This is a genomic window from Dictyobacter aurantiacus, from assembly GCF_003967515.1.
GTDB classification, from domain to species: domain Bacteria; phylum Chloroflexota; class Ktedonobacteria; order Ktedonobacterales; family Ktedonobacteraceae; genus Dictyobacter; species Dictyobacter aurantiacus.
Genome location: NZ_BIFQ01000001.1, coordinates 3,655,309 through 3,676,225, shown reverse-complemented (window position 1 = coordinate 3,676,225; position 20,917 = coordinate 3,655,309). Strand labels below are relative to the sequence as shown.

21 protein-coding genes are annotated in these 20,917 nt (G+C 56.0%); 8 read left to right on the top strand and 13 right to left on the bottom strand.

Annotated features, from left to right (window positions below; translation table 11 throughout):
* Positions 1-23: 23 nt before the first annotated feature.
* Positions 24-230, bottom strand: coding sequence for a 50S ribosomal protein L31 (gene rpmE, locus KTT_RS14875; protein ID WP_126596720.1), 207 nt, complete (start codon positions 228-230; stop codon positions 24-26).
* Between the two features lie 975 nt (positions 231-1,205).
* Between rpmE and purB the strand changes: the two genes are divergently transcribed.
* Positions 1,206-2,519: an adenylosuccinate lyase gene (gene purB / locus KTT_RS14870; protein WP_126596719.1), complete on the top strand. Its 1,314-nt coding sequence runs from the start codon at positions 1,206-1,208 to the stop codon at positions 2,517-2,519.
* 434 nt (positions 2,520-2,953) lie between these two features.
* A complete protein-coding gene (fni, locus tag KTT_RS14865) occupies positions 2,954-4,117 on the top strand; it encodes a type 2 isopentenyl-diphosphate Delta-isomerase (protein WP_126596718.1) in 1,164 nt (387 codons plus the stop codon).
* 36 nt (positions 4,118-4,153) lie between these two features.
* On the opposite strand, the gene KTT_RS14860 is transcribed toward fni, so the two are convergent.
* The 3 genes from KTT_RS14860 to KTT_RS14850 all read right to left on the bottom strand — a co-directional run bounded on the left by KTT_RS14860 (position 4,154) and on the right by KTT_RS14850 (position 5,838).
* Positions 4,154-4,777, bottom strand: a complete 624-nt coding sequence (locus tag KTT_RS14860; RefSeq protein ID WP_268904532.1) for a molybdenum cofactor guanylyltransferase — start codon at positions 4,775-4,777, stop codon at positions 4,154-4,156.
* A gap of 27 nt (positions 4,778-4,804) precedes the next feature.
* Entirely contained in the window at positions 4,805-5,269 is a 465-nt protein-coding gene (locus KTT_RS14855; protein ID WP_126596716.1) for a UbiA prenyltransferase family protein, read from the bottom strand.
* A gap of 293 nt (positions 5,270-5,562) precedes the next feature.
* On the bottom strand, positions 5,563-5,838 hold the full coding sequence (locus tag KTT_RS14850) for a hypothetical protein (RefSeq protein ID WP_126596715.1): 276 nt from the start codon (positions 5,836-5,838) through the stop codon (positions 5,563-5,565).
* Between the two features lie 250 nt (positions 5,839-6,088).
* Here KTT_RS14850 and KTT_RS14845 point away from each other — a divergent pair, with 250 nt between their 5' ends.
* From KTT_RS14845 to KTT_RS14825, 5 genes are all read left to right on the top strand, one after another.
* Positions 6,089-6,700, top strand: a complete 612-nt coding sequence (locus KTT_RS14845; protein ID WP_160145881.1) for a TetR/AcrR family transcriptional regulator — start codon at positions 6,089-6,091, stop codon at positions 6,698-6,700.
* 56 nt (positions 6,701-6,756) lie between these two features.
* Entirely contained in the window at positions 6,757-7,824 is a 1,068-nt protein-coding gene (locus KTT_RS14840; RefSeq protein ID WP_174844789.1) for a hypothetical protein, read from the top strand.
* A gap of 45 nt (positions 7,825-7,869) precedes the next feature.
* Entirely contained in the window at positions 7,870-8,730 is an 861-nt protein-coding gene (locus KTT_RS14835) for an SDR family NAD(P)-dependent oxidoreductase (RefSeq protein ID WP_126596713.1), read from the top strand.
* Between the two features lie 271 nt (positions 8,731-9,001).
* Positions 9,002-9,319: a hypothetical protein gene (locus KTT_RS14830; RefSeq protein WP_126596712.1), complete on the top strand. Its 318-nt coding sequence runs from the start codon at positions 9,002-9,004 to the stop codon at positions 9,317-9,319.
* Positions 9,320-9,401: 82 nt separating this feature from the next.
* Complete coding sequence (locus KTT_RS14825) at positions 9,402-10,148, top strand: hypothetical protein (RefSeq protein ID WP_126596711.1); 747 nt, start codon at positions 9,402-9,404, stop codon at positions 10,146-10,148.
* A gap of 127 nt (positions 10,149-10,275) precedes the next feature.
* Here KTT_RS14825 and KTT_RS14820 read toward each other — a convergent pair whose 3' ends face one another.
* The 9 genes from KTT_RS14820 to KTT_RS14780 all read right to left on the bottom strand — a co-directional run bounded on the left by KTT_RS14820 (position 10,276) and on the right by KTT_RS14780 (position 19,516).
* Positions 10,276-11,913, bottom strand: coding sequence for a molybdopterin-dependent oxidoreductase (locus KTT_RS14820; RefSeq protein ID WP_160145880.1), 1,638 nt, complete (start codon positions 11,911-11,913; stop codon positions 10,276-10,278).
* A gap of 332 nt (positions 11,914-12,245) precedes the next feature.
* Entirely contained in the window at positions 12,246-13,712 is a 1,467-nt protein-coding gene (locus tag KTT_RS14815; RefSeq protein WP_126596709.1) for a glycosyltransferase family 87 protein, read from the bottom strand.
* Between the two features lies 1 nt (position 13,713).
* The gene (locus tag KTT_RS14810; RefSeq protein ID WP_126596708.1) at positions 13,714-14,718 is read right to left on the bottom strand and encodes a radical SAM protein; all 1,005 of its coding nucleotides are present in this window, start codon (positions 14,716-14,718) and stop codon (positions 13,714-13,716) included.
* Positions 14,715-15,401: a TIGR04282 family arsenosugar biosynthesis glycosyltransferase gene (locus KTT_RS14805; RefSeq protein WP_126596707.1), complete on the bottom strand. Its 687-nt coding sequence runs from the start codon at positions 15,399-15,401 to the stop codon at positions 14,715-14,717. Before KTT_RS14805 ends, KTT_RS14810 begins: the two co-directional genes overlap by 4 nt.
* Positions 15,394-16,107, bottom strand: a complete 714-nt coding sequence (locus tag KTT_RS14800) for a glycosyltransferase family 2 protein (protein ID WP_160145879.1) — start codon at positions 16,105-16,107, stop codon at positions 15,394-15,396. Before KTT_RS14800 ends, KTT_RS14805 begins: the two co-directional genes overlap by 8 nt.
* 19 nt (positions 16,108-16,126) lie before the next feature.
* Complete coding sequence (locus tag KTT_RS14795; protein ID WP_126596705.1) at positions 16,127-16,546, bottom strand: hypothetical protein; 420 nt, start codon at positions 16,544-16,546, stop codon at positions 16,127-16,129.
* Between the two features lie 434 nt (positions 16,547-16,980).
* A complete protein-coding gene (locus KTT_RS14790) occupies positions 16,981-17,793 on the bottom strand; it encodes an anti-sigma factor (RefSeq protein WP_126599628.1) in 813 nt (270 codons plus the stop codon).
* 185 nt (positions 17,794-17,978) lie between these two features.
* Complete coding sequence (locus KTT_RS14785) at positions 17,979-18,527, bottom strand: RNA polymerase sigma factor (RefSeq protein ID WP_160145878.1); 549 nt, start codon at positions 18,525-18,527, stop codon at positions 17,979-17,981.
* Positions 18,528-18,631: 104 nt separating this feature from the next.
* Positions 18,632-19,516, bottom strand: coding sequence for a DUF4397 domain-containing protein (locus KTT_RS14780; RefSeq protein WP_160145877.1), 885 nt, complete (start codon positions 19,514-19,516; stop codon positions 18,632-18,634).
* Positions 19,517-19,946: 430 nt separating this feature from the next.
* On the opposite strand from KTT_RS14780, the gene KTT_RS14775 reads away from it, so the two are divergent.
* The gene (locus KTT_RS14775) at positions 19,947-20,915 is read left to right on the top strand and encodes a ferritin-like domain-containing protein (protein ID WP_126596702.1); all 969 of its coding nucleotides are present in this window, start codon (positions 19,947-19,949) and stop codon (positions 20,913-20,915) included.
* Positions 20,916-20,917 lie beyond the last annotated feature (2 nt).

Here is a 20,917-nt window from a genome sequence, read left to right as displayed (position 1 = left end):
TACGACTACAACCTGCTAAAGAATTACTCATCACTCAGGTTAAAGCGTCTGCGGAAGCGCTCAACACGACCAGCCGAGTCAAGGATGCGCTGCTGACCGGTAAAGAATGGATGGCACTTCGAGCACACGTCAACCTTCAGTACAGGCTTTGTACTCATTGTCTTGAAGCTGTTGCCACAGGCGCACTGCACTGTGGATTCAACATAGTTAGGATGAATTCCTGGTTTCATTGTATCTCCTGGATTTTAACACTTATGGTTTTCGTTGCTTGGAAGGCCCTTTTTGAAGTTCCACTGCCTCCCTCACTGCGTACACCCTTCAAAAAGCTCATAGCAATGCAAGCATGATTGTACATGCAAGGGTCATCTTCGTCAAGATGTCCTATTCGCCAGGCTGGCTTTTCCTTGTTTTTTGCCGCCTGCGGCGGCGGAAAAGGGAGAAAAGGCGTTCGGGGGACACCCCCGATCCCCCGCCATGGGGCCTCACCGGCCCCCTGGACCCCCGCTTTCCCTTCTCTTCTTTGCCGCTTGCGGCGGCGGAAAAGAGGGAAAAAGGCGTTCGGGGGACACCCCCGATCCCCCGCCAGGGAGCCTCACCGGCCTCCTGGAACCCCGCTCTTCCTGCTTTGCACCTGCGGCGGTGGAGAAGAGAAAGGCGGTTGGGGGACGCCCCCATTACCCCGCCATGAGGCCTCCCCGGCCCCCTGGAACCCCGCTCTTCCTGCTTTGCACCTGCGGCGGATAAAAGAAAAGGAAGCTCGGGGGGCACCCCCATTCCTCCGCCAGGGAGCCTCACCGGCCCCTGGAACCCCGCTTCTCCTTGTAAAGCGGGGATGCAAGGGGCGGCAGCCCCTTGACTGGGGGCGTGGGGGCTGTGCCCCCACCTCCCTCTCCCCTCCCGCCCGAAGGGCGGGTGTGGGGGCCGGGGGCGTTGCCCCTGAACCCCATTTCCCACTTTGTTTCTTTCTATTATATAGAACACATTTCTTTCTCGGTTTATGCCCGGGTGTAGAATATATGAAAAAGAAGGGGCGATGATGGATGGTTCAATCTGTGGTAAACTACAGCAGGACATGGTACTGATATCCCACCCATTCGAGGCATAAGTGCATGCTTGTTTTTATTAATGAGTGTGCGGAGGCGTCGTTGTGCGCGGGAGTCAGCCGATTCGCTTCGATGTTAGCATACAGGGGAAACTATTATTTTATGATCGAACGTTATTCAAGACCAGAGATGGCTGCGATCTGGTCAGCTAAACATAAGACGGATAAGTGGCTGCAGGTGGAGTTGCTGGCCTGCGAGGGCTGGGCCCGTGAAGGGGTCATTCCACAGGATGCCATTGAGAAGATTCGTAGGGCTCAGTATAATGCGCAGCGCATGCAGGAGATTGAGCAGGAGACGCATCATGATGTGATTTCGTTCCTGCGTTCGATTCAAGAGCAATTGGGACCTGAGGGGCGCTTTATCCACCTGGGTATGACCTCTTCGGATGTGCTGGATACGGGCCTGGCCGCTCAGTTGAAGGAGGCGGGAGCTATCCTGACGAGGGGGCTGCAGGGTCTGACGGACGCGGTGGCGAAGGCGGCCGTTGAACATAAGTATACGTTGATTACGGGCCGCTCCCACGGCATCCACGCGGAGCCGATGACCTTCGGTCTGAAGCTGGCTCTGTGGGTCGATGAGCTGCGCCGCCATCAGACACGGCTGGCCGCCGCCATCGAGCAGGTAACGGTTGGCAAGATCTCGGGTCCGGTCGGTACCCATGCCTCGGTCCCACCACAGATCGAGGAGTATGTCTGCGCCCAGATGGGGCTGGGAGTGGCTCCGATCTCGAATCAGATTGTGCAGCGTGATCGACATGCCCACTTTATGACGACGTTGGCCCTCATCGGCAGCTCTCTGGAGAAGATGGCCCAGGAGATCCGCCACCTGCAGCGCACCGAGTTGAGCGAGGCCTTTGAGCCCTTTGGCTCGGGTCAGCAGGGATCATCCGCTATGCCTCATAAACGCAATCCCGAGCTGTGCGAGCGCATCTGTGGCCTGGCCCGCCTGCTGCGCGGCTATGCTGTGACCGCCATGGAGAACGTGGCCCTCTGGCATGAGCGCGACATCAGCCATTCCTCCACCGAGCGCATCATCATTCCCGATGCCTGCACCTTGCTGGACTATATGCTGCACATCTTCACCAATGTGATCAGCGGACTGCAGGTGGACGCCGAGCGCATGCTGACCAATCTCAACATGACTGGTGGCCTGGTCTTCTCACAGCGCATCCTGCTGGCCCTGATCGACAAGGGCGTAGGACGCCAGGAGGCGTACAAGATGGTGCAGCGCAACGCCAAGAAGGTATGGGCCATGACCAGCCATGGAGCCATCACGGGCGCAGCCCTCGTCGAGGCGCTCAGCGAAGATCCCGAGGTCGCGGGCTACCTGAGCCGCGAGGAACTGAACGAGCTCACCAACACCGACTACTACACCAAATATGTAGATACTTCCTTCAAGCGTATCGGCCTGTCCTGATACGCTCTTTTCCGTAAACGTCAGTCTGTTTTTATGTTGGCGCACCACTACAAATGCGCTTCTGCTCACCCAGGAGCGCAAGCTTCAGCGTCAGTCTGTTTTTGTGTTGGTGCACCACTACAAATGCGCTTCTGCTCACCCAGGAGCGCAAGCTTCAGCGTCAGTCTGTTTTTGTGTTGGTGCACCACTACAAATGCGCTTCTGCTCACCCAGGAGCGCAAGCTTCAGCGTCAGTCTGTTTTATTGGTGCACCAGGGGCGCGAATGCGCCCCTGGTGCACCAATAAAAATCAGTGCTGCCGCGCATGCGCGGCAGCACTTCGTCCTTCCATTCAGCCACAAGGAACGTAGCTCTCATACGTATACACAAATGTACCTTATGTTCAGCTGGCGGTCGTCACACTAATAGAGATTGAGAAAGGACCGTTATCATTTATGGCGGACGAAGTTAAACAGCGAAAGATAGAGCATGTCAACATCGCGCTCGAACGCGATGTCTCAGCCCCACAGCGAGCCAACTGGAGCGATATCCAGTTTGTACACCAGGCTCTGCCAGAGGTCGACCTGGACCAGGTCGACCTGACCACCAGCTTTCTAGGCCACACCCTCCGTTATCCCATCTTTATGTCTTCGCTCACCGGTGGACATCCCGATGTGATTAATATTAATCGCAACCTGGCCCGCGCCGCCGAACACTATGGATTGGCCCTAGGCGTGGGCAGCCAGCGCGCCGCCATCCTGAATCCCGAACTGGCGGCTAGCTATACGATTACGCGCGAGAACGCACCCAACGCCTTTCTGATCGCCAATATCGGCGCGCCCCAGCTGATTCAGCAAGCAGGCCATCCGCCATTCACGCTGGAACAGGTGCGGCGCGCCATTGAAATGATCCAGGCCAACGCCCTGGCGGTTCACATGAATAGCCTGCAGGAGGCGGCCCAGCCCGAAGGGGATCGCAATGCCGTGGGAGAGGCGGCGGCCCTCAAACAGCTGGTCCAGCACATCGATCGGCCGGTGATCTCCAAGGAGACCGGGGCAGGCGTCAGCCGGGAGCAGGCTCTCTTACTGCGCTCCTGCGGTGTCTCGGCGATCGACATCGGAGGGGCTGGTGGCAGCAGCATGTCGGCCATAGAAGCCGCCCGCTCACAATCGCGGGGCGATGCGCGCACCATGAATATTGGACAGCTCTACCGTGACTGGGGCATCCCAACTCCCATCGCGGTCGTCGAGGCCAGTACCGCGCGCTTACCATTGATCTCCACCGGCGGCGTACGCAACGGACTGGATGCCGCGCGCGCCCTGGCGCTGGGCGCCACCATGGTCGGCATAGGATTTCCCTTTTTGAAAGCGGCCAGCGAAAGCTATGAGCGCGTCTGCGAAGTCATCGAGGGGATCATCTCCGAACTGAAGGTCGCCATGCAACTGGGCGGAGCCGCCAACCTATCCCAGCTACGCGCCACCGATATCGTAGTCACCGGCGCCACCCGTGAATGGCTAACCCTGCGCGGCTTCGAAGAAGATCTGAAAGCCATGGCACAGCGACGCTGGCGCCGCATCCAAAAATCGGCATTGTCATCATCCCCATCATCATCGTCGTAGGTGCCGGGCTTGCCCCGGCTTGGGCTTGCCCCGGCTTTATGGTTGGTAACGCGAAAATTCTTCAGGGGTGTTGATATTGATGAAGGAGCGCAGTTGGGGATCGACTGCGCGCAGCTGCCCTTCTTCCAGCAGATGCACGTGAGCCAGTTGCAGCAGTGAACGAGGATCACGGCGTCCCTCCCGCAGGCGTTGTTCGATCAAGGGTAGGATGGCGCGTGGGTAGATGGCCAGCAAAACCTGCTCCTGACCGGCCACGCGTGGCATGGTTACCGTGTCGGACCGGGCCTGCGAGAGCAGAAAATTGAGCAGCGCCGGTTGCAGAAATGGCATGTCGACAGCCGCAACCAGCGCGTGCGAGGTATGGATAGCGCTCAGGCCACTGTAGAGTCCCATTAAAGGGCCAACATTGGCAACCTGGTCGGTAAACACCTGGATTGAAGAAGGTAGATGTGGCTGATAAGCCTGGGCCTGGTACTGGTCACGCGCGACCAGCAGCGTTTCCTGGCAATGGTCAGCCAGCAGGCAGGCCAGATGGGTCACAAACGTTAGGGCAGGCTCGCCGGGAACAGGCAACAGAGCTTTATCACGGCCCATACGTGAGCTTTGGCCGCCGGCGAGAATTATTCCTGTGATTGATAACGCTTCACAAGGTTCAGACATCATACCCAACGCGAAAAAATAGCGGCGCTAGCGCGACGCGGAACGTACTTTGCGCTTGTTGCTTTTTGGGATGTACTGCTGTCTGCGCTGGTACGCCGCGTAGTTCGCCTTGTCGGCAGGATACTTACGCACCAGGTAGACAACCCACATAACCGCCCAGACGACCAGTGCCAGGAGCCAGAGATAGCGCCAGAAACGCCAGGCAAAGAAGTAGCCATCCAGCAATACACGCGCACCAATCAAAGGCAAACCGATAAAACAAATAACCGCGAACCAGCCCAGATAGCGATCAAACATATATTTGAGCACGGGCTTATTCCTCACGAACCGTTTGCGGCCCTCAACGGAATAATAGAATGCGATTAAGAGGCCAGCCAGACAAAAAATAAGCCATGGCCACAAGAAATGGAAAGGCTCCGCCCCGGGTAGATTCCCATTTGATCCTGCCTGAACCGGATCGGTAAAAAGCCACTGAAACAAGTTGGTGCCCATACAGCACAACTCCCTTCTTCAGGTATACACACAGTATAATTGCCACCAATAATAGCATGGAACCCCCTATGCCGTCTAGTAGGTGCGCCCCTTGCGGGCGCTTGGCCGCTTGCGGCCTTCATACCCCTGAGATCACGTTCCTCGTGGATCTCCGCCGGCCCACGCGGGGCGAGGTGTCGTTTACGAGGAGCCGAATAGGCCGGAGGCGGGAGCCGCAAGGGGCGCACCTACATATGCGTTCCATTTTTTAAGGGGCGTTCGGTTTTTGATACGTGCATTCCCCCCGAATTTATTTACCAATGCGATTTGTGGGGGCTGGTGATGACCGGGGGGGTGACGCTGATGGTAGGTTGCACGGTACCGGTTAGGATGGATGGTGTTACCGGGCCACCACCATTGGCCGCGGGGGCTGTGGCGGCTGGACTTCCACTATTGGTAGCGGGGGGCATGGTGGGCGCGGAGGTAGAGGCGGAGAGGTTCATTGAGCGGCCCATCCAGAATGCTACTACGATCAGAACGATCACGGTAACTACAAAGATACCCAGCGTCACTTTTGAACGCGTCAACATTATATGTACTCCTTCTGTGCAAATAATGGAGAAACAACATTTCTGCTCCCCTTTAGGCATTCTATCGGATCCTTTCTATCTTTGTGCTCGCCATGCTGCCATCATAGGAGGAATTTACCGCATCATTTTTTGTGATCTTAACCAGACCTCAACCTGATCTTCTTGACAGCAGATGCAACCACGAGGTATAGTACATTTACCTACCAACCGGTAGGTAGAATTGTAGGAGAAGATCAGTATAGCAAGGAGTTTGGCCGTTAACAGATCTGAGAAATCCGGCCCGCAATCGGCCCAGGTGGCGGCGCGCGAGCGGGTATTAGAGGTGGCTGATCAGCTGTTCGCCACCCATGGCTATCAGGCAGTTTCGCTACGCGATATCGGGGCGTCCCTGAGTATGCGCCACGCCTCGCTCTACTATCATTTTCCCAGGGGGAAAGAGGAGCTGTACGTGGCGGTGGTCGAGCGGCGCATGCGTAGCTATCAGACGCAGCTTGAGCAGGTTCTGAGAGACGCCGGTGCCGATTGGAGGCAGCAACTCAGCGCGGCCGCTCATTGGATGCTGACACAGCCACACATGCACCTGGGACGCATGATGCAATCGGATATGCCCGCCATCAGCGAGGAGTCGGCCGATACGCTGCGCGTCATTGTGCGCGATGCGCTACTGCAGCCACTGACCAGACCGATCCAGCAGGCGCTCGTCAACAATCCAGAGAAGCGCCGGCGCAGCGTCACCTACGCGGGCATGTTCCTCTCGCTGATAGAGGGCATCGAAAATCTGCCCGCCAACTATCTTACCGGCAACAAGGACGAGCTCGTAGATGTCGTAATCGACTTTGTGCTACATGGGCTCACGACCTGACTGACCAGATTATGCTATCAGAACGCTTGCAACACTAGCCTTATCGGAGTATGCGCATGTCTACATTGAATGAAACAGCGGCCGCCACGGGGAAGCCGGCCGCCTCCAGGCGCGATCTGCTCGCGCTCTATCTTGGCATCGCCTTCAGCGTGCTCTTTACCGCCGTGATCTGGTTCACCGGAGACTGGCTCAAGGGCTTCCCCCATCTCCCCAAACCAGCCGGAGATGCTTCCTGGTATTACTGGAAGCTGGCCGATCCGACGCTGATCACCCACCTGACCGCGTGGCTCTTTTATGCGCTCCACCAGGTCGTGCTGTGGGGACTGATCTGGTACGCCCAGACTCATGTCAAGAAGTACACCACGGGGCTCCACCGCATCAACCTGATCACGCTGGGCGCCAACGTCTTCTTTATCCTGCTGCACTTTGTGCAGACGCAGCTCTGGTATGATGGCCTGGCCCAGGACGTCTCGATATTTAGCTCACAGGGCTCGGTCATCGTCCTTCTCATCTGGGTACTGCTGATGGACAACAATCGGCGGGGCATCTTCTTTGGACAGCGCCTGCCCATATCGCGTCGCGTCCTCTATGCCGCCCGCAAATTCCATCCCTACTTCTTCTCCTGGGCGGCCGTCTACACCTTCTGGTATCATCCCATGGAGAATACGCCGGGCCACCTGATCGGCTTCTTCTATATGTTTATGATCCTACTGCAGGGAAGCCTCTTCTTTACGCGCGTCCACGTCAATCGCTACTGGATGTTCACCCAGGAGATCCTGGTGCTGGCGCATGGCACGCTGGTAGCGATCCAGAACGGCAATAGCCTGTGGCCGATGTTCTTCTTTGGCTTCGGCGCCATCTTCGTGGTCACCCAGATGTATGGCCTGGGACTGAAGGCATGGATGCGCTGGAGCATCATCGCCGCCTACGTCCTGGCGGTCCTGGGCGTCTACAGCGTACGCGGCTTCGGGCACATCTGGGAGGTCGTCGCCATCCCGCTGATCGATTATCCATCGGTGATCGTGCTGGCCCTGCTGTTCGCCCTGGGGGTGCAGATCTATGCCTGGTTGCGACCAGCCTCTAAACTGCCACCGCAGTCGCAGCAGATCACAACCGTTAAGTAACACTGGCAACATAATAGAGACATCACATAGATAGGAGCAGATATAATGAGGGTTTTGAGTGGAAAGGTAGCCGTGATTACAGGTAGCAGTCGGGGGCTGGGATTAGGCATCGCGCAGGCTTTTGTACGCGAGGGCGCCAGCGTGGTGCTGGCCGCACGCTCACAGGAGTCGGTGGATGAGGCCATCCAGACGGTTCAGCAGTTCTCTGGTGCCCGTGTAAGCGGACTGGCCACCGATGTGGGGGATCTGGAACAGGTGAAGGCGCTGGCCGAACACGCGGTCGCCACCTTCGGCCGGATCGACATCTGGATCAACAACGCTGGCATGGCAGGCATCTATGGTCCCACGGCCTCGATTCCCCCGAACGACTTTGAACGCGTCGTCCAGACCAATATTCTCGGCACCTATCATGGCTCGATCGTAGCCATCCAGCGCTTCCTCGCCCAGGGTGGACGAGGGAAACTGATCAACCTGATGGGACGCGGTGATACGGGTCCAGTCGCCTTTCAGAACGCCTACGCCTCCAGCAAGACCTGGGTGCGCAGCTTCACGCTGGCCCTGGCCAAAGAGTATAAAAATACCAGCATCAAGGTGCACGCCTTCAACCCTGGACTGGTCGATACCCACCTGCTGCGGCACGTGGATGCCATACAGGGGTACGAGAAAAAGCTGAGTGCCCTCAGCACCATCATCCGCCTCTGGGGCAATCCACCTGCCGTTCCGGCCGAACGCGTGGTCTGGCTCGCATCGAACGCCACCGACAAAAAGACCGGCCTGGAGGTTCGTGTGCTAGGCAAAAAAGAGCAGTTCGCCGGACTGTGGCGCGAACTGCAGCGCAGGCGCAAGCATCAGCCCGCCTCCGACACGTCTATCGACGTCACCACCATCGAACCGTACACCCCATAGCTTCGGAGCTCGCATCCGATTACGCGCCCATCTCTCATGGGCGCATCTCTTTCTCTCGTTTGATATATCCTCCCTCCATTCCTAAACCTCTGCCAACCCTCAAAAAAGATAGAGCAAACCTTTAGCCTTGCTTGAGAAAAACTTAACAGTTCAGCATTAAGATATGGTTATAGCACCTGAGAGAAAAAGATGTGTACTGAGCAAAATAAAATATAGCCACAGAAACTATTCAAGTACACATTATGCTTGATAACATATATAAGGAGTTACAATGACCCATAGCAAAAAAAAACATAGCACTTATGTTACCATCGTCATGGCCAGCCTGTTGCTGATATGCGTGCTTGCCCTGGCAGCCTGTGGTAGCAGCAGCGCCGGCAACAGTACAACTGGCGCCTCCACTACAACCACAAACTCCAGCACTAATAATACCAACAGCACAGCAGGTACATCCGCATCAAATGACAATACCTCCAAAATCAAGGATGTGGATCAGCAGGTGCAGGACGCCGTCAACAGCATAGACAACACACAGAAGGATGTGAATAACACATCACAGTCCAGCTCAGACAATGATCAGATGCCGTAATCAAGTTCTCGACCACCGATGCATTTACTATCACACCATATTCATGAGAATCAATAAGACAAGAACAGGAAAGGACATTATTATGTTGATAAAACAGAGCATCATGCAGAATCTCACTCGCGTCTTCGTTATTGGCGGCATGGCGGCGACCATGGGTCTGACCTTCTTGCAGGCGCCAGTTGCCCAGGCTGCCACCACGAAATGCGCGGCCAACGATACCAGATGCGTCATCACCTTTGGTGATCAGCAAATTCAGACGCGCCAGAACGACTTGAATACCTTAAATACAAAGATTCAAACTATTCTGGGCAAAAAGCAGATCACGGATGCCCAGGCTAATGACCTGTCCACTGATGTAAAAAATCATCTCTCCATCATGTCCACCCTGAAAACCAGGCTTGACGCGGCCCCCAATGCCGAAGAGGCCCGTGAGGATGTCAAGAGCATCTATCAGCATCGCATCCTTGCTGTGGTGCTGCCACGCGACTACCGCATCCTGCACCTGGATGTAGAGATTGGTGTGCGCGACAAGCTGGTTGATCTCAAGCCTACCCTGGAAAACGCCATTGACAAAGCTTCGGACGCCCAGAAAGCTAAACTCAATCCACTGTTCACTGATTACAAAAGTGACCTGACAAAGATTGAAGGTGTCATCGACAATGCTCAGTCCACACTGCCCAAACTAACGGCGGTCGCCTATAATACTGATCGCGACGAATATAAAGCCAACGATACCACGCTGAAGCAGGACGAGCGCACCATTCATAGCAATTTGGTCAGCGCGGCAAAGGACCTGCATCAGATCCGCCAGATCCTCGACCCCCAATAACGCCGCCCTCATAGGTTCGGATCTCGCGTCCGATTATGCTCCCGCTTGAGGAACGATGAAGGGGTACATGACCATGTACCCCTTCGTTTCCATTGGGGAGAGGAATAATCGGACGCGAGGTCCGAAGCTATGCGACGGTGACGGTGACGATGTGGTAGCCGGTGGAACCGTTGGGGACCGTGTTCTGCTTGCGGCCGGTCTGTACCTCGCCGGTACCATCGGTGGCCCGTACGGCCAGGGTGTAGGTTCCAGCCCTGGTGGGCCGCCAGTCCATACGCCAGAAGACCCAGCTATCCTTTGAGAGCGCGGGATCAAGCTTCGCCTCTTTCCAGGTCGTGCCGCCATCAACGCTGACCTCGACGCGCTGAATGCCACGATTGCCCGCGAAGGCGATGCCCACCATCGGTACAAGCTGACCAACCTGAAACACATTGCCCGCAAATGGCTGGTTGAAGCGGCTCGTCGTGCGCAGGACGCCGTTGTACCATCCCTGGCTGGAATAGAGACCCTGCACGAAGTCACCGACGAATTCGATGCGCGTCAGCCACTTGGGATTCTCCTCGCCATAGCGGCCAGGGATCAGGACGCGCAGGGGATAGCCATGGCGTTTGGGCAGATCTACTCCATTCATGTTCCAGGCCAGCAATGGATCGGCCTCCAGCACCTCCTGCTGTGGCAGGCTGGTATTGTAACCGTCGGCACAATAGAAGGCGATATACTTCGCCCCTGGCTGCGTACCACCCTGCTGCTCGATCAGCGTTCGCAGGGGCACGCCATGCCAGACCGCATTGCCCATCAGGTGCCCCCCTGGTCCATTGGCGATACACTCAAGGGTGATCGCCCGCGCCGTTGAGGGTAGCTTTTGAAGCTCCTCATACGTGTATGTCCCCGGCTTATTGACCAGTCCTCCGACCTCCAGGCGCCAGAGGTTAATATCGATGGAGGGATCAACCGGATTCTGCGTCACCACATAATGATCATTATTGGGAGTGATCGGATAGTCGGTGTGGTTGGGGAAAGAGGTCTTCATGCCATCATAGGCGGTATAGTTGTCCAGTAATTTCTGAATGGAACCGAAGGTACCCAGACCGGCTCCGACACCCAGGGCCACCACACCACTACGCGCCAGCAGTTGACGTCGCCGCGCCACCACGCGATCACCATTGGGGGCGGAGTATTTAGGCAGCAGCGCTCGATATCCCAGGCAGAGCACCGCGCCATACACGCCAAAATCACACAGCATCCCCACAATGCTCAGGGTGCGTGCCATCTCAAATGGCCAGCCCAGAAAATTCTGGGGCAGTTCTTTCCAGAAGAGGATAACGCCGGTCAGGGTCATCAGCAGCGCGAACGCCAGTGCCACCAGCCACTCACGTCGGGCGGGCCGATAGCCACGCGTTGGCAGCCTGATCCACACCAGCAACGCGTAGAGACAGCCCAGCGCGGTCCCAACCGCGATCATCGCCAGCAACGCCTGTCCCAGGGGAGCCGTTTTCGCGTTGGAACCATACCTTATCAGTAGTCCGATAAACTGGGCAACGCTAATATGCTTTAAAACATAATCACCGAACATCTCAACCGGCGTCGGGATTCCCGCCAGCAAGCGCAGCAGGCCCATCACCAGCGTAGCGCACAGACTCGCGGCCAGGCCTGCGACCAGGGCCCACACGGCAGAGAACAACACCGTCCGGCCCATTGAAAAACCTTGTCGGGGAGAACTCATGGGCGCCTCACCCTTTATTTGCCTGGACTTAACATCAGACATGATGATACCTTTTCCTTTTGTGAACATGAAATGGCTACTATCTTTTACGCCGGATAGAAAACCGCAGGCCTATCAGTCATCAATCACAACGTCCACCTCTGTCACGTCACATCGCCCACATTTTTACACATTCTCCAAACTCTGCCTTACAAGGGTACATGATTATCCCCGCACGGGCGTCCGCGTAGCGGACGCCCCGTTGTTAATGAATTGAGCGCCGGTGGCGCGAAACCTGAGCTCGGCTTTGTACAAACGTTGAAAATTGAGCTTGCAGGAGAACGCCAATCGAGGCCCTTTTTCAGCTCAACGAGCGAAAAATGTACAAAGTCGAGCTAAGAGAGAGATTGATACTTGATCCGTTGGCGGCTCCGGCGCTCAATACGCCAGTTCCTCGCTCCCAGGAGCAGTGCCAGCAACAGGAACACGCCAGTTACACCATAGACATAGGTGTAGTACAGGTTCCAATTCAGGGAGGTTCCGAAGAAGTAGGAGACGATGGAGGCGCATACAAAGTACCAGAGTCCGATGCAGGCCAGCGCGCGACCGCTCCATCCGCTGGCGCGCGTCCAGGGCGAGCCAACCATCAGGGCAACCGGGGGCAGCAGGACGGTGGTGTACCAGGGGAAGACATGGGATGAGATCAGGAAGATGACGCAGAAGAGGATCAGCACCGAGGCTTCCATACTGATACGCTCCTGCAAGCGTCTGATCCAAATCCACAACGAGACCGAGCAGACCAGCAGCAGATCAACAGCATAGGTCACCTGCAATGGCCAGCCAGTCTGTTTGCTCAGCCTGTACATGAACAGGGCGAGCGGCCCGCCATTCATAGATCCTACTTCGCTGGCATAGCTGGCAAAGAAACCAAAGATCTGACCATGTCCCAGAATCAGATAGGGAATATAGGAAAGCACGATGGTTAACAGACAGGTGATCAGTAGCCACCAGTCGCGGCGACCACGCCAGACAACCACCAACAGGAGAATAGGGTAGAGCTTGGTTAAGGTCGCCAGCGCCAGGCAGAGGCCGGTCACGACGCGGGCGCCTCGCCACGTACCCTGAGCGCAGACCAGGGTCAGCATAATAAACATGACCATCAGGGCATCGACATGGCCCTGGAGCGCCACCTCTACGATCGCCACCGGACACCAGCCATAGATCAGGCAGCGCGCGGGATCACATCCTTTGCGCTGCAGCAGCAGGGCCAGCAACCCTGTCGATATCACCTCGCACAGGCTAAAGAGAGCTTTGAGAAAGGGCAGGTTATCCGGCGCCAGCAGGTAGCTGAGCAGATAGAAGCCCTGCGCGCCCGGCGGATAGATGGTCGGCACATTGCGGAAGCGGCTATTCTCATACAGCACGTTGCGCAGGTGGAGCAGCAATGGATGGCCGGGGGGATAGGTATAGGGGCTGAAGCCATGCAGCGTCACGCGCGCGTCCCAGAGATAGCGCCAGGAGTCGTGTGAGAGATTGGGCTGAATACCCAGCAGCTGGGCGCGCAAGACCACGGCTCCCAGCAGGATAATGCCCAGCTCCAGCCAGCGCTTGCGTCCCTCGGGCGCCCTGGTGCTTAAGATCAGGACGCAGGCCAGTAGGTAGGGGAGATAGCTGATCAGCTCCGCTACCAGCAGCGGATTCTCATTGGTATCCGGCAGCGGTGCGTTGAAGGCGAAGAATGTATTGTAGACGATAGCGATAACCAGCAGCAGGCATAACAGCGGCAGGCGCCATGTCTCCCCAAATGAGGAGGAGACATGGTCCTTATGAACTGGAGACGGCAGTTGTTCCAGAATTGGCATGCTAGTAGCTCCAGTTCACTCCGCACTGCGCGCAGTGCCGCGCGGGATGGTCGCTCTCGAAGGCGTTGCGGAACTGGTTATAGCGCTCACCATGCCAGATCTGCTCGATCGATTCCTGGAAGACGTTACCCAGCACGCGCTCCTCCCGGTACTCTTTGGCGCTGCGATGGCCGAAGGGGGCGAAGCAGCAGGAGAGTACGTTGCCGCTGGAGGTGATATAGGTCAGGGTATAGGGACGCTGACAGCCCGACCAGGGACGCTCGCCAAAGTCGCGCACGACGCTTTCCACCGGGGAGGCCGCTCCAGCCGCTTTGAAGCGGATACCGCGTTCCTGGCAGAGCTCCTGAGTCCGGCGAATAATGGCCAGTTCCTCGGGTAGCGCGCGATGGAACAAGGCCTGCTTCGAGGCCGCCAACCCCTGCTCGAAATAGACCAGGCGCTGCAGATAGATCTCGCGGATGCCGTTCTCATAGGCTTTTTCAACCAGTCCAGGCAGTTCTGGCAGATTCTCGCGCATGGCCGTAAACCAGAGCGAGACTGCGGGCTTGCTGGCATCCTGCGCCTGTTGCAGCTTGACGAACGCGCTCACGTTGCGCCAGATCTTATCGAAGGCATCCACGCCACGCACATGGGCGTATGTCTCGCGGGTCGAACCATCCATGGACAGACGATACTCATCAAGGCCCGCGTCGATCAACGCCTGGCCGCGCGCCTCGGTCAGGGCGATGCCGTTGGAGTTGAAGAGCACATAAGTGCCGCGATCCTTGAGATAGCGCACCATCTTCGGCAGATCCTTGTTCAGCAGCGGCTCACCCAGGCCATGCAGCACCACGCGATCGAGCACAGGAAACTGATCGACGATACGGCGGAAATCATCGAACGGCAGGTCGCGGTCCTCTTCGCGCGACAGGAACGTACGTGGACACTGCTGACAGAACTCATTACAGCGGCTGGTGGGCTCGATATAGATGGAGCGCGGAAGTGTAGCAACGGTTGATGTAGTCATGAAAGAAAACCCCTTTTATCTATCTCATGCAGACAGGCAGCGGTAGCGGGGGCAAGCGTAGCATCAGCTCGCAACAGGTCCGCCAGGCGCTGCAGGTCCGACCGAGTATCAATATCAAATAGTGTGTCCACTAGCTGAACATTCAGGCCCTGCTGTCGAGCCTTGTCGATCGTCATATCCAACACCACGTCGGTGCTCATCGGGATAGCGCTAAAGACATCGTGAGGCTCACGCATGGCGATCAGATAGTAGCCGCCGTCCTCAGCGGGTCCCAGCACGACATCCGCGTCATCCAGGGCGCGGCGGGCCCGTTCGATGATCTGCCGGCTCACCTGTGGCGAATCCGAGCTAATCAAAACGGTATATGCGAAACCGGCGCGCGCAGTCTCTTGAAAGACATTATGCAGGCGCGTGCCCAGGTCTGGACCCTGCTGCGGCACTATTCGCACCGGCTCATCGGGCCGCGCGATCAGCGAGCGTACGCAGGCGATGAAATCCTGTTCGGCCGGCGTATAGGCCCAGATGACATCATATTGCCAGCCCTGAAAGCGGCAGGCCAGATCTTGCAAGAACGACCGATACAGATCCAGCGTCAGCCCGGCTCCCAATCCTTGAGCGAGGCGCGTCTTCCCCTTGCCCAGTTCAGGATAGCGCGCCAGAATCGCCAGCGCGGTATCAGACATATTTCAGATCCTTTTTACGGGCATAGCGCGCCATCGTACTCAACATAGCGTAGGCCGCGCGAATGCTCCCTGTGATGGTACCCGCCACCTTGGATTGTCCATGGCTGCGGCGCCGGTAGTGCAGATCGATCTCCACAATGCGGAAGTGGGCCCGTGCGGCCTTCACCAGCATCTCCACCGGCCAGCCAAAGGTCATCTCCTGCATCCTGAGCTGCTCCAGCTTCTCGATGCGTACCGCCCGGAAAGAGCCGATATCATGCACACTTACTCCGTATAGCCAGCTTACCGAACGACTGATCAACCAGTTGCCCAGACGTGCCTGCGGAGGGACCGCGCCGGACTCGGATTGCGGGCCGACGCGCGAGCCGATGACAAAGTCGGCCTGGTTGGACAGGATAGGCTCTACCATGCGGGGGAGATCGACGGGATTGTCGCTGCCATCGCCATCCATGAATACGACGATCTCCGCGCCCAGATCGCGCGCGGTCTGAAAGCCACGCCAGCAGGCCTGGCCATAACCACGCCGCTCCTCAAGCACAACGGTCGCGCCGGCCGCGCGCGCCACAGCGGCCGTGGCGTCCGTACTATTGTTATCCACGACTACAATCCAGCGCACCAGGTTCCTGGAAATCTCCGGCAACAGATGCTTCAGGGCATCCGCCTCGTTCCAGGCTGGAATCACCAGGGCAATCGCCTCGTTCATCATAGCTATCCCTATCATCCTTTCAAATATAAATAGCCTGCCCACGTTTAAAATCGTAGAGCGCCACAATCTTGCGCTGCGCGCTACTGCTCAGGGCTCGTGCCTGCTGTACCGCATCATCCAGGCAAAAGCAAAGACTAGTGATGTCAAGGTAACAACTATGGGTTTCGGGCTCTATCCAGGTTCCCAGCCAGTAATCGGGCATCCTTAGATATAATTCATTTTGAACCACAAAAGACCGCACAGCCGCCTGCAAGTCCGCATTGGGAGGAAGGATAACGGTCTGATCTGGATATTTCGGGATGGCCCAGGCATCGATAGGTGATACAAATTGATAGGTATCCAGTTTAGAGGTCACGCCACCTTGCGTAAGGGTGGCAATACATACATCTAAAATATACTTATCAAAAAGATAGCGCTCTAAGGGTGACTCAAACTTCATCTTATTCAACTATCCATCTTGAGGAACTACAGATCAGCATTTATCATTCAACCAACAAGGCCATTGGTCATCTCTATCGGTAGTCATCGTCATGCGCCCTCCTTCTTCGATAGGTGTAAGAGTGTGTGACTTACTCTGGTTATAGTGGGGCACGTGAGCGTCCCCACGCACGTCCGCTACGCGGCCGCGCTGGTTATTATGTATTGGTGCATGGGGGCCAGATTGCGCCCCATGCACCAATACATAATAGATTAAAGACTATACCGTACGTTTCCTTCTCACGATTTGGAGGCGATATATTTACAAAAATAACGGCAAAAAAGGACTCTCGCAAAAAGATGACTGTCAGCGACAGCCATCCGGGTAGCGTGGAGAGGACCATCAAGCCGTGTTATAACGAACGATACACCAGCCATACATAGGCTATTCCAGATCTATAGCAGATCGGCCAGCGACTGTTGGGCGCGCTCTGGCGCTGTATTGCTAGCCAGGCCCTGCAACATGCCCAGAGCGACAACAGGTCCTTTGGGAGCCTGGGGTGTTGCGGTTGGACCGGGTTCCAGGCTGATGGCTACCGCGTCATAGCCCTTTGTGCTACCTTGAAAAGGGAGCGTCGCGGTCCCATCACGGATGGTAAATAGACCCAGGCTGGTCGTCTGCTTTCCCTGGAGAAGCCAGCCCTGATAGACATGGTTACCCGATATCGGGGGAAGCCCATGCATCACCACGATACAGACCTGCTGCCGGCTGTAACAGGTTAATTCACCTTGAGAAGATGCTCCGTTGGCCGTGCCCTGCAATTTATAGGTATTTGCCTGCACCACATTGGCCGATAGGCTGGCAATCTGGTGTTGCAGAGAGAGATTCCAGAAAAGCATGCCGCCAAGGGCGGAGAATACAAGGACCGCAGCCACCGCGACCAGCGCGGCACGCAGGGTCCGGCCCGATGAACGACGGGCGGCGGCACGCGTGGATAGTGGTAAGATTGCGGCTCGCCGTGATGGCCTGCCAGTAGTAGATAACTGCTCCTGCTGAAGCTGCGTAAAAAAGCGCTGCTTGAGGTCAGCGGCTGGCTCGACATCCTGTGAAGCAAGTGGCAACAGGTTGACAATCGCCTGCAATTCTGGCAGCTTCGCGGCACAATCGCGACATTGTGCCAGATGTTCATCCATCGCTTTCTTTTCCTCTGGCGTCAGTGCTCCCAGCACGTAAGCTCCTGAAAGCTCTTCAAATTCCTGGCAAGTCATACATGGTTACTCCATTCTCATCTACTACTTTCCTGGTGCTACGTTGAAAAAAGCTCAGCGGATTACTTTCAGGAGCAGTGAGCAGATGTAGTTGCATGCCATATTGTAAACAGTGTGTGCTTTTCGTGTCCAGTCGGTTCAGTTTAGCCAGTGCGAAACTCCTTATTCGGGGATCAAAGGCAGCATTATGATTCATTGACACCCATTCCTTCCAGGCGGCGCTTCAAATGCTGGAGACCCAGACGCATGCGGGCCTTGACTGTCCCCAGGGGCAGGTTACAGCCTTCCGCGATCTCTGTATGCGTCCAGCCCTGAAAGTAAGCCAGCTCAATAACCAGGCGCTGTTCAGCAGACAGCGACATCAACGCCTCACGTACCTGGTGGCTCTGCACCGAGCGCCAGACCTGGTCCCAGGTATCGGCAAACGCAACATGCTCATCCTGATCTGCTTCATCTAACGTCACCTCGTTCAGCACCGAACGACGCTTCACCGCGCGCAAATAATCGATGGCCCGATGATGCATGATAGAAAATAGCCAGCTGCGTACCGTCCCCGCCTGCCGAGAGTATGTTACAGAGCGCTTCCAGACCGCCATAAACGCTTCCTGCAACAGGTCTTCCGCCACCTGGTGATCAGAAACCATGCGGTACGCAAAGGAATATAGTATACGAGAATAACGATCATAAAGGAGCTCCATCGCCCACATAGCCCCCGAGGTAAGCGCCTGAAGCACAACTTCATCCTCTAAATCGTTTCTATGCAGGACCAGAAGCTCCGAACTAGAATTGTGTGCGGTCTGTGTTCGTTTAAAACCCCACATGATTATCCTTTTTCAATCTATCCTCCAGCCACCGTACGCTTCTCGGCAGCAGAGTTGCTTGCCCGCTTATGGGTGAACGCATACACACATCCGATCAGCAAACCAACCAGTGCTACAACCATGATGCCCCATTGCCAGTAATATGGATAGGTTTCAGATACAACATATGGATTACCACCTGTCTGTGGCATCCCTGGTATCCCTTGCTGCTGGGCAGAGACCAGGCGCCAGTGCGGATCTCCCTGCACCAGACCTACCGCGAAGACGCTCAGCACAGACCACGGTTTTAACGTCAGCCGGGTCGATAGAGCCGCTTTTGGCGCCGAGGCGTTCAGCGTTACCGCGTAGGTACCACTTGTCACAGGAATATAAGAACTGGCGTTGGCATAAGAAATCTGATTGACGAGTGTATTTGATTGGGATGAAACGCTGGCCGTGCCGACTCCTGGTGAAAGATGATATACACGCACCTTGGCACCGGTACCGGCAATCACATTGTTGTCTACAAAAGACTTGAACAAGAACCCGCTCTCTTTGGTACCCAGGGCCGCGATAGTATACGGCGTTCCCGCCTGCACGGTCATCTCCTGGGTGATAATGGAGGCATCAATGCCTTTGCCAATCAAAGCGAGCTGCACCTTATGCGCGCCCGATGCGATCGGCACATAATCGGTCACAGTTGCGAACTGGAAATCACTCAAGATCTTCTTGCCATCAACAAATACATCAACGATACCAATATCGGGCGAGGCATGAATGATGCGTACATAGGCAGGGGCAGCCGCAGCCATAACCGGCCTGGATGATAGCATGCCGGTAACACATAGCACGGCACACAGACCCATAGCCATGGAGAGACGCCACCACACAGACTTGCGTAATAACCCTGGCTTATTCATCATATATTTCCTCTCGATCGCCAGGATTGCAGGCCTCATGCACCCAAAGACAGTCCTGGCTACATAGCAATACGCCAGAATTCCTTATTCAGATCTGTTTTGAGCCTCTTTAGTTGAAAAGATACCAAAATTACGAAAAAATAGCCGCTATGTAATCCAGATTCTGGGCATTGCCGTAGTACAGTTTGAACGGCTATTCAATAAAAAGATTGAGTCGAGACAGTACACCAAATCTTTGTTATCCCTGATGCACCTGCATATCTCTAGATGCGTAGGGTTTAGCAGCAGGAAGATCGTATGTCGGGTTGTCAGGTTATGCTTCCAAAAGGTCTGATTTAGCATTAACATCTATACTCATATCTCTGAGCCAACCAGGCATACACACATAAAAACAGATCCGTTCAGGCTGTAGAGACTCATTCAGGAGGATTTTATGGCACACAGTAGTCCACGATTCTGCCCACAGTGTGGTCATCTCTTAACCCTGGCCAGTCAGCAGTGTGAGGCATGTCACGCACCCATTGATGAACGCTTTATGCTTAAGAATGATCCAAAGGTGAAACAGGCCACCGATAACCTGATCGCTTCATTCGCAGCGCCTGCTTCCCGGCGCGCATTCTTTAAGAAAAGCGCCATCATTACCGCCTCGGGTGTGGCGGCCACAGCTTTGGGCGCGGCCATCATGCCTCAATTGAGCAGCGCGGCGGCGCGCCAGACCAGCGCGCAGACACAGGCCAGCCTCAAGGCGGGTCTGCAACAGAAGAATCAGAGCCTGCACAGTTATAAAGGCGCCCAGGATCCCATCGTTACTATCCTGACGGTCGCCCGCACCGCTGAACAGCTGGCCGTCACATTCTATAGCAATGGATTGGCCAACGCCGATAAGCTGGGTCTGAAAGGGGACAACCTGACCTATCTGCAGGCGGCCCTGGCGGAAGAGCAGATCCACCAGCAATTCTTCGCCGCTAATGGAGGCCAGTCATTAACCGAGACCTTCAGCTTCCCCCATGGTCCGCAGACCTTTACAGATCTGAAGACCTTTATCGATACCCAGCAGCAGCTTGAGGGTGTCTTTGACTCGGCCTTCCTGGCCGCGATCAAAGAATTCGCCCAGCTGGGTCGACCAGACCTGGCGCAGATCGCGGGCCAGGTTGCCTGTATTGAGGCGGAACATCGCGCGCTGGGACGTGCCATCGGTGGTCTATCGCCGGCCGATAACTGGGCGTTTACACCGGTCTATCTGGGTTCGGTAGCCGATGCGCCGGCCCTGGTCACAAAGGCCGGCTATCTCAGTCCGAAAGGCGACAATAGCTATATGTACAAAGCGGTCAGCACCAACGTCGCTGGCGTTGAGCAGACCAAACCATTCGCGGTCAACTCGTCCGTGGTTGGTAACGGCTAGCC

What these genes read in the sequence shown, in the direction of transcription:
- KTT_RS14820 (WP_160145880.1), bottom strand. Translation starts at nt 11,913, where the DNA reads ATGTCTGATGTTAAGTCCAGGCAAATAAAGGGTGAGGCGCCCATGAGT.
- KTT_RS14830 (WP_126596712.1), top strand. Translation starts at nt 9,002, where the DNA reads ATGACCCATAGCAAAAAAAAACATAGCACTTATGTTACCATCGTCATG.
- KTT_RS14825 (WP_126596711.1), top strand. Translation starts at nt 9,402, where the DNA reads ATGTTGATAAAACAGAGCATCATGCAGAATCTCACTCGCGTCTTCGTT.
- KTT_RS14800 (WP_160145879.1), bottom strand. Translation starts at nt 16,107, where the DNA reads ATGATGAACGAGGCGATTGCCCTGGTGATTCCAGCCTGGAACGAGGCG.
- KTT_RS14790 (WP_126599628.1), bottom strand. Translation starts at nt 17,793, where the DNA reads ATGACTTGCCAGGAATTTGAAGAGCTTTCAGGAGCTTACGTGCTGGGA.
- KTT_RS14835 (WP_126596713.1), top strand. Translation starts at nt 7,870, where the DNA reads ATGAGGGTTTTGAGTGGAAAGGTAGCCGTGATTACAGGTAGCAGTCGG.
- purB (WP_126596719.1), top strand. Translation starts at nt 1,206, where the DNA reads ATGATCGAACGTTATTCAAGACCAGAGATGGCTGCGATCTGGTCAGCT.
- KTT_RS14860 (WP_268904532.1), bottom strand. Translation starts at nt 4,777, where the DNA reads ATGTCTGAACCTTGTGAAGCGTTATCAATCACAGGAATAATTCTCGCC.
- KTT_RS14795 (WP_126596705.1), bottom strand. Translation starts at nt 16,546, where the DNA reads ATGAAGTTTGAGTCACCCTTAGAGCGCTATCTTTTTGATAAGTATATT.
- KTT_RS14780 (WP_160145877.1), bottom strand. Translation starts at nt 19,516, where the DNA reads ATGATGAATAAGCCAGGGTTATTACGCAAGTCTGTGTGGTGGCGTCTC.
- KTT_RS14810 (WP_126596708.1), bottom strand. Translation starts at nt 14,718, where the DNA reads ATGACTACATCAACCGTTGCTACACTTCCGCGCTCCATCTATATCGAG.
- KTT_RS14815 (WP_126596709.1), bottom strand. Translation starts at nt 13,712, where the DNA reads ATGCCAATTCTGGAACAACTGCCGTCTCCAGTTCATAAGGACCATGTC.
- KTT_RS14840 (WP_174844789.1), top strand. Translation starts at nt 6,757, where the DNA reads ATGTCTACATTGAATGAAACAGCGGCCGCCACGGGGAAGCCGGCCGCC.
- KTT_RS14775 (WP_126596702.1), top strand. Translation starts at nt 19,947, where the DNA reads ATGGCACACAGTAGTCCACGATTCTGCCCACAGTGTGGTCATCTCTTA.
- KTT_RS14850 (WP_126596715.1), bottom strand. Translation starts at nt 5,838, where the DNA reads ATGTTGACGCGTTCAAAAGTGACGCTGGGTATCTTTGTAGTTACCGTG.
- fni (WP_126596718.1), top strand. Translation starts at nt 2,954, where the DNA reads ATGGCGGACGAAGTTAAACAGCGAAAGATAGAGCATGTCAACATCGCG.
- rpmE (WP_126596720.1), bottom strand. Translation starts at nt 230, where the DNA reads ATGAAACCAGGAATTCATCCTAACTATGTTGAATCCACAGTGCAGTGC.
- KTT_RS14805 (WP_126596707.1), bottom strand. Translation starts at nt 15,401, where the DNA reads ATGTCTGATACCGCGCTGGCGATTCTGGCGCGCTATCCTGAACTGGGC.
- KTT_RS14855 (WP_126596716.1), bottom strand. Translation starts at nt 5,269, where the DNA reads ATGGGCACCAACTTGTTTCAGTGGCTTTTTACCGATCCGGTTCAGGCA.